Genomic DNA, 7,351 nt, shown 5'->3' on the forward strand with positions numbered 1-7,351 from the left:
ATAGCGCTTTCGGGTCTTGTGCTGGATGTCTTTAACCGCCTTCTCAGCTGCAGCGCTGGCGGTCCTCGTGTATTGCCCCATTGTTCACTCCTAATCTAGTGATCATGGGCCAAAACACTCCCTTACTCAAATCGATCGATCTGTCCATAAGGCGTCGCCGACAAACACTGGTGTTTGGGCTAGGGCAGGCTGCATCGTAAAAAAATGCAAGAGCCGCAGCAATCGCGCTAAATTTCATTCCTCACCTATGAAAACACATCATACGAGAAAATAGAGCTATCGTCGGCTTAAGGTTGTGTCAATCGGTTGGCTGGTCGCGCTTAAGTGCAAGGGAACTCCGCTCTTTTGACCAAACCAAGAACAGAATTGTTTGGGTTTTGTTTGAATTATCCTGCAAATCACGTTTCGTTCCTTGCATGTTCTTGCAGGCACTTACGAATATAGATCGTGGGGAAAAGCTGAAAAAAGATCAAAACGGCCTTGAACTACGGTCAGTTAGTGGGTAGTAACCACTTCAAGGACACGTGGCCGAGTGGTCGAAGGCGCTCCCCTGCTAAGGGAGTAGGCCCGGAAGGGTCTCGAGGGTTCGAATCCCTCCGTGTCCGCCATCTTCTCTTTTTTGAAAATACGAATAGATACGCTTAATCAGTAGGTTATAGCGTGTTGCGCAAAGTGATTTGACACTGGCGGACTGAGCTACATAACATTCTACATAACAAATTACATAACACTGCATGTAGGATGGGTAGAATATGGCTCATACGATCAGTCGTGGAATGTACTATTTTGTGAAGCGTGTTCCCAAAAGATATGCGTCTGTCGATCCGCGTTCACGCATCCAGCTCTCCCTTAAAACCGAAAGCCCTGATGTGGCACAAAGGAAGTCTCTCATTATTGAGGAGAGGCTTGTTGCGTACTGGGAGGCTTTGCTCGCAGAAGATCATGAGGGGGCAAAGGTTCACTATGAGGCTGCAGTCAATTTTGCAGAAGTACAGGGGTATACCTACCTGTCATTGGAGGAGGTTGTTGCAGAGCCTCTCGGTGGCCTGCTCAATCGTATTGAGGTGATCCCGGAGGGTGAGCAATCCAAAACAGTTTCTGTTGTTGCTGATGGATTGTTAGGCGGTGCGGATAAGCCGATCCTGAAAGTCTCCAGGCTCTACGAGGAGTATCTGGATCTCACTCCAGATCTACTCCTTGGAAAGAGTGATGATCAAATCCGCAAATGGAAGAACCCCAGACAAAAAGCCATCAATAATCTGATCGCCGTTGTAGGCGATAAAAACGTCCATGAGCTAAGTCGTGATGATGGATTGAAGCTTCGTGAGTGGTGGATGGACCGTGTTGTCGATGAGGGTAAAAAGCCCAGCACGGCGAACAAGGATTTCACGCATCTCTCCAAAATCTTTTCGACCTGGCGAGATCTGAAGCAGGAGCAGTTAGCCAACCCGTTTCTTCAGCTCAGACTTGCACAAAATGATTTGCAAGATCACAGGCCGTCATTCTCACGCGATTGGATCAGGACCGTTCTGCTGGCTCCAGATGCCTTTGGTGTGACCAATGAGGAGGCTGTGCTGGTGTTCAAGATCCTGATCAACACAGGTCTTCGACCTTCAGAGCTGTTGGGTGCAAAGTTAGAGCACTTTGTTCTTGAGCATGACGTGCCCCACATCCGCGTTGAGGAGTACAGTGACGGGGCTATCAAGCGCAAACTCAAGACCAGGTGGTCAGAGCGAGAAGTTCCACTTGTTGGCGTCTCGCTTGATGCAACAAAACGGATCGTCGCAAGGGGCGGGGTTCAGACTTATTACCTGAAAGCAGATCGCTGGGGTGCCCTAATCAATAAGGCAATGGTTGAGCGCAAACTGAAAGAAACAGAACGCCACACTCCTTACTCACTGCGCCACTCTTTCGAGGAGAGCATGCTGGAAGCGGGCGTTGATCACAGGCTTCGGGTGGAACTGATGGGGCATGCCTATAACAGGCCGAAATACGGAGAGGGCGGCAGCCTGGAACTAAAGCGTGAGGCTATCAGCCGGTTTGCGTTTGTGTGAGTTGGTCGTGAGGGTATTATGTGGTCGGTAGGCAGCGAAAAACTGACTTTAGATCCTGGCATGTGTAGACAATTGGCACATAACCGAACATTGGAGCACTTCTAGGTGGGTTTAAACGGGCATTCCACATTGGCTCAATGATCGGGAAGTTCCCAGCTGACCAGTTGCGGACATTCACACTGATACTGAGTTGAAGCAGCTGAATGATACTTGCTATTTCTAGTTGTGATCGGCATGCTAGTCTTCTCATTCGAAGTCTACGGACGTACAGTTAGTGCACCAAGCTAAAATATAGCGTGCTTGATAACATTCCAGAAATTGTGTTGCTTCGGGGAGGTTAGTTTGATGTACCAAGACGAGACAGCCATATCTATTGGCTCAGACACCATTGACGCTCGAAGATGGTATGCTGAGGATATCAGGCATGCTGCTCCAGTGATCAAAAATCACAAAATCACTGAAGCTTTTGCAGAAGTACCTCGTGAGCGATATCTCGGACATGGCCCTTGGACGATACATTCTCGTTTGAGTGTTGGGACAACTTACAAAAGTGTATCTGACGATCCCAAGCACCTCTACCATGACTTATTGATATCGATTGATGAAGCATTGGGCATCAACAATGGCTTACCTTCCCTTTGGGCTCATGTCTTTGACAACTTGGATATCAAGCCAGGAGAGACAGTTCTCCAGGTCGGCGCCGGTCTCGGGTATTTTACGGCAATCCTAGCAGAGCTCGTGACCGAGACAGGTCGCGTTGTTGCATATGAGTACGAAGACAAACTTGCAAAACAGGCAAAGCAAAACCTAAACCATTATCAGCAAGTCGAGGTTATCTCAGGCAATGCGGCTGAGGCTGACGAGTTTCCTCAACTTGATATCATTGTAGGATGCGCTGGTGTTACTCATGTCCCGAAAGTGTGGCTCAGTCATCTTGCAGAGTGCGGACGATTGGTTTTACCTTTCACTGGTGAAGATCAATGGGGATTTCTCTTGCATCTGCAAAAATCTGGAGCTGATCTATCCGCCAAATCTATAGGCCCATGCGGATTCTATCATTGCTATGGTGCACGCACTGAAGAAGATGGAAAGGCACTAATGTCAGTTCTAAAGTCAGAACCTAGATCTGTCCAAGGCATACAACATTATCACGTTGGAGCGCCCAGAGAAGATCAAAATGATGTCTGGCTCAAAGGGAACGGCTTCTGGATCACTAAGTCAAAAGTCAGCTAGTTTGGCATCAGACAAGAGAGACGGAAAAAATGGCCTGATAAGTTGTAGCTAGGTAACTCGCGCCTGACCAAAAGCTGACATTCATCCTAACTTATGGCAGCCCTAACTACAGCAAGGCTTCAACTCAAGATCGACCCTACTCACATTGTCTCTATGGGCGGACTCTGGGCTTTTGCCGTGGACGCAAACTCACGGTGGAGCGATTGCGGAAGCGGTCATTCGCTCGATCGCGAAGTTGCGCCGCGCCTTGCGCACTAGCGGACATTCAGCCGCGCACCCTACCGACCAAGGATGCCATAAACAGTGAGATTCTGACACCGCATAAAAGCAGATTGTATTGTGAAGCGCTACACAATACAATCTGCTTCAGAGAAGGAATCCTTTCGGAGACGAATATGTCGAGCACCAAAGCCCCTGCGATCCATCCTGGCCCTTACATCAAGAGCAAGGTCATCCCAAAAGCCACGAGTGTGACCCAAGCCGCAAAAGTGATTGGCGTAGGGCGGCCCGCCCTGTCGAACCTATTGAACGGCAACTCAGGCCTCTCCAGTGAAATGGCCGCTAAGCTTGAAAAGGCATTTGGGGTAAGCGCAAATGATCTTCTTGCGATGCAAAGTGCTTTCGACGCTCAAAAAAGCTCAACGAACATGAACATGGTGGCAGTTCGTAGTTTCGTACCACCATTTGCGACCCCTAAGGCAAACGACATTGAACAGTGGGTAAATAGCGTGGACTCACGCGCCAAGTTAGCGGCTCTGCTGAGGATACTAATTCACTCAACATGTGACGGGCTGCAGAAAGTCGACTTCCCTGCACATGATGATTCTCAGCGCCCGGGTTGGGATGGAGAGGTCGAAACGCTGGTAGGAAATCCATGGATGCCTACTGGCGCGTCCGGTTGGGAGTTCGGAACAAACAAAAATATCAAAGAGAAAGCCGACGGTGACTTCTCCAAGAGCGTGAAAGCCACCTCCAAAGCCGAGAGGCTCAAGACAACATTTGTCTTTGTTACGCCCCGACGTTGGTCAGGAAAGGATGCCTGGACAACGGCGCAACTGGCCAAGAAGCAATGGAAAGATGTTGTCGTCTTGGACTCCAGCGACCTTGAGCAATGGATGGAACAGTCCATTCCAGCTCAGGTTTGGTTTGCCAACGAAAACGGCAAAGACTTTCGTGGCACGAAGTCGCTGGAACGTTGTTGGGTGAAGTGGAATGCGGATTGCGACCCGGCCTTTACGCCGCACATATTTGATGAAGCGTCGACTATTTCTGGTAAGAGGCTTCTTGCACATTTGTGTGGAGCGGATCGAACGCTTCGGGTCGCGTCAGATTCAGTGCTGGAAGGTCTTGCGTTTGTTTACGCGATGTTGAGCGGGGACGACCCTGAACTTTCAGCGATACGTGACCGCGTAGTCGTGTTCTCCGAAGCTGGACCAATAACCGAACTCGCAAACAAGTCATCGCGCTTCATACCGATCGTTACAAACCGTGAAACCGAGGTGGAGCTGGCTGAGACGGGAACGCGTCTTGGCGGAATTTCAATCGTGCCGCGAACGATGGTGCAAAGCGAGGCAGATATTATTCTTGACACCCTCAGCGGAGAAGCTTTCCGCAAAGGTCTCGAAACGATGGGGCTGGGCCGCGATGCGATAGAACGTCTTAAGGACGAGTCGGGGCGGTCTCTCACGGTGCTGCGGCGCCGGCTGGCACGAGATCAAGCAATCAAGTCACCGGCATGGAGTGCTGACAAAGCGCTTGCGCGCTCGGTGTTTCCTTTCATGCTGGCAGGCGCATGGAAAAGTGATAACGAGGCTGACCGATTTACCCTTTGCCATTTGATGAGTGAAGACAGATATGCGGAGGTCGAGAGGGAGTTAGGCGATCTTCTGCCAATTGAAAGTTCGCCCGTCTGGTCGATAGGTTCCTTCCGAGGGATCGTGTCCAAGATTGACGCCCTCTACGCCGTACATCAGTGGGTGACGTCCGAGGACCTTGATCGCTTCTATCAGGCTGCTGAACTAGTACTTTCGGAGCCTGATCCCTCACTCGATCTTCCAGAAAGTGAGCGTTGGGCTGCGAGCATTCATGGCAAGACCCGCGATATATCTTCTGCTCTGCGGGAAGGCATCGCTGATAGCTTAGTAATTCTGGCGATGCACGGAAACGGACTATTCAGAAGCAGACTGGGTGTGGATACGCAATCTCAGGCAAAGCTATTGGTTAGGAAGCTGTTCGCCGACATGGACGGCGAGACAATGGAGTCTCAATCCGATGAATTTCAGCGGTATGCTGAGGCCGCGCCGGAAGAGTTCCTGAAAATAATCGAGCGGGACTTGGCCGAAAATGATCCGAGCACACAAGTCTTGATGCGCCCAGTCGGTGACCCCCTGTTTTCCACAAATCCCCGAGTTGGCCTGCTGTGGGCACTGGATTTGTTGGCGTGGTCGCCGGAATATCTCCAGCGTGTCGTGGATGTGCTTGCAAAGCTTTGTGAACTGGAGCCTGAGGATCGTAGCGGCAACAGCGCGATGCAAAGCCTGCTTTCGATCTTCCGTAGCTGGATGCCGCAAACCTCTGCCAATGTGGAGCAGCGGATTGCAGCCCTTGATCAATTGGTAAAGCACTTTCCCGAAGTCGGATGGGCGGTTGCGAGGGACCAGTATGACTTACGATCGCGGACCGGCCATTACAGCGTCAAGCCGAAATGGAGGGACTATGCCTTTGGTAGCGGCGAAGTGGTGACTAACGGAGAGCGCTGGAAGTTCGAAGAACACTGCCTTTATGTAGCTCTCTCGTGGACACCAATGACAAGAGAGAAACTTGCTGATTTGGTGAATAGCTTGGAGGGTTTTGGTGACGACTATCGCGCGCGCGTGTGGGATCGCGTAGTCGACTGGGCAAAAGCGGCCACCGACGAGGATCGGGCTTGGTTAAGGGAGCAAATCCGCGTGGGTGTTAGCAGGAGTGCCCGCCACCTGAGCAAGAAGGGAGCGCCGAAGACGGCTACGAAAGCCAAGGTAAGCAAGGCGCGTGATATCTATGACGAGTTGGAGCCTAACGATGTCGTCTGGAAGCACGCGTGGTTGTTCAAGAATTCATGGATAGAGAGCTCGTGGGAAGATATCCACGACGATGAGCACGACTTCGAGGCGCGAGACGCGCGCATCGCCAAACAACGAAAGGCGGGCGTCGAAGCAATGTTGGCGCAGGAAGGTGTTTCAGGTGCCGTACGCCTTGCTCTATCCGGGAATGCTTCGCACATAGTAGGTAATAACCTCGCGCAGATCATGAGCTCCGAGGCGGATCAGCTTGCCTTTATCCGACGCATCGTAGGCCATCCCGAGTTCCTGACTTCGACCACGCTACAGTTCCTGCTGGACGGCTTCTTTTTCTCGTTGGGTGACAAGAAGGCGGTTGGTTTTATCATCGGATTGCGTGGGGAACTGACCGATGAACAGTTGGTGCGCCTCTTCTGCCTTTGCCGGTTTGGGCAGACAGTTTGGGACGCTGTGGAGGCTTCAAGCCAGGCAGTGTCCGAAGGATACTGGAAGACTGTGTCCGCACACTGGGCGAGGCAGACAGAAGATGAGTTGCGCTACGCCGTAGCAAAACTCATTGAAGTCCGTCGCGGCCTAACGGCGCTGCAATTTGTCCATCTGGACCTGAAGAGCATCGAATCTGAACAGCTCTGCGCAATCCTACAAGCTCTCCCCCGAAGCGATGAAGCTGAGCGGGGAGCATCCTCGATGGATCGGCATTCCATTGAGGAGGTGTTCAAGATTCTCAATTCGCGCGGCACAATTAGCCGCGATAGGATGGCAGATCTGGAGTTCCAGTATCTGAAGGTCTTCAGGTTCGATAGAGGGCGTATCCCTAACCTTGAGGCCGAGGTAAACGACAACCCGTCTCTTTTCTGCGAGGCCATTCGCATGGCCTACAGGGGCAAAAATGAGTCCAGAGATGTGGAACCTAAAGCGTTTCGAGATTAATTTGAGATGCATCCTGCGGCTTTGAAGTAGTTCCAGCATTCTGTCGGATTGTAGAGGTCGCAGATTTCCCCGATG

At 51.3% G+C, this 7,351-nt stretch carries 3 protein-coding genes and 1 tRNA gene; all 4 read left to right on the top strand.

Translation table 11 applies throughout. From position 1 onward, the window contains the following. The first annotated feature begins 518 nt into the window (after positions 1 to 518). The 4 genes from PPL9_RS01695 (at position 519) to PPL9_RS01710 (ending at position 7,276) form a co-directional block, all read left to right on the top strand. Positions 519 to 608 (top strand) — tRNA-Ser (locus PPL9_RS01695). Positions 609 to 752: 144 nt separating this feature from the next. Continuing rightward, a complete protein-coding gene (locus PPL9_RS01700; RefSeq protein ID WP_082596454.1) occupies positions 753 to 2,054 on the top strand; it encodes a tyrosine-type recombinase/integrase in 1,302 nt (433 codons plus the stop codon). A 435-nt stretch (positions 2,055 to 2,489) separates the two neighbouring features. After that, on the top strand, positions 2,490 to 3,287 hold the full coding sequence (locus PPL9_RS01705) for an rRNA adenine N-6-methyltransferase family protein (protein WP_208989104.1): 798 nt from the start codon (positions 2,490 to 2,492) through the stop codon (positions 3,285 to 3,287). A 395-nt stretch (positions 3,288 to 3,682) separates the two neighbouring features. Then, positions 3,683 to 7,276, top strand: coding sequence for a HigA family addiction module antitoxin (locus tag PPL9_RS01710; protein WP_057461025.1), 3,594 nt, complete (start codon positions 3,683 to 3,685; stop codon positions 7,274 to 7,276). Positions 7,277 to 7,351: the final 75 nt, after the last annotated feature.

The sequence above is a fragment of the Pseudovibrio sp. POLY-S9 genome (assembly GCF_001431305.1).
GTDB lineage: Bacteria > Pseudomonadota > Alphaproteobacteria > Rhizobiales > Stappiaceae > Pseudovibrio.

Coding starts and splice junctions, on each gene's coding strand:
- PPL9_RS01700 (WP_082596454.1), top strand. CDS start 753: ATGGCTCATACGATCAGTCGTGGAATGTACTATTTTGTGAAGCGTGTT.
- PPL9_RS01710 (WP_057461025.1), top strand. CDS start 3,683: ATGTCGAGCACCAAAGCCCCTGCGATCCATCCTGGCCCTTACATCAAG.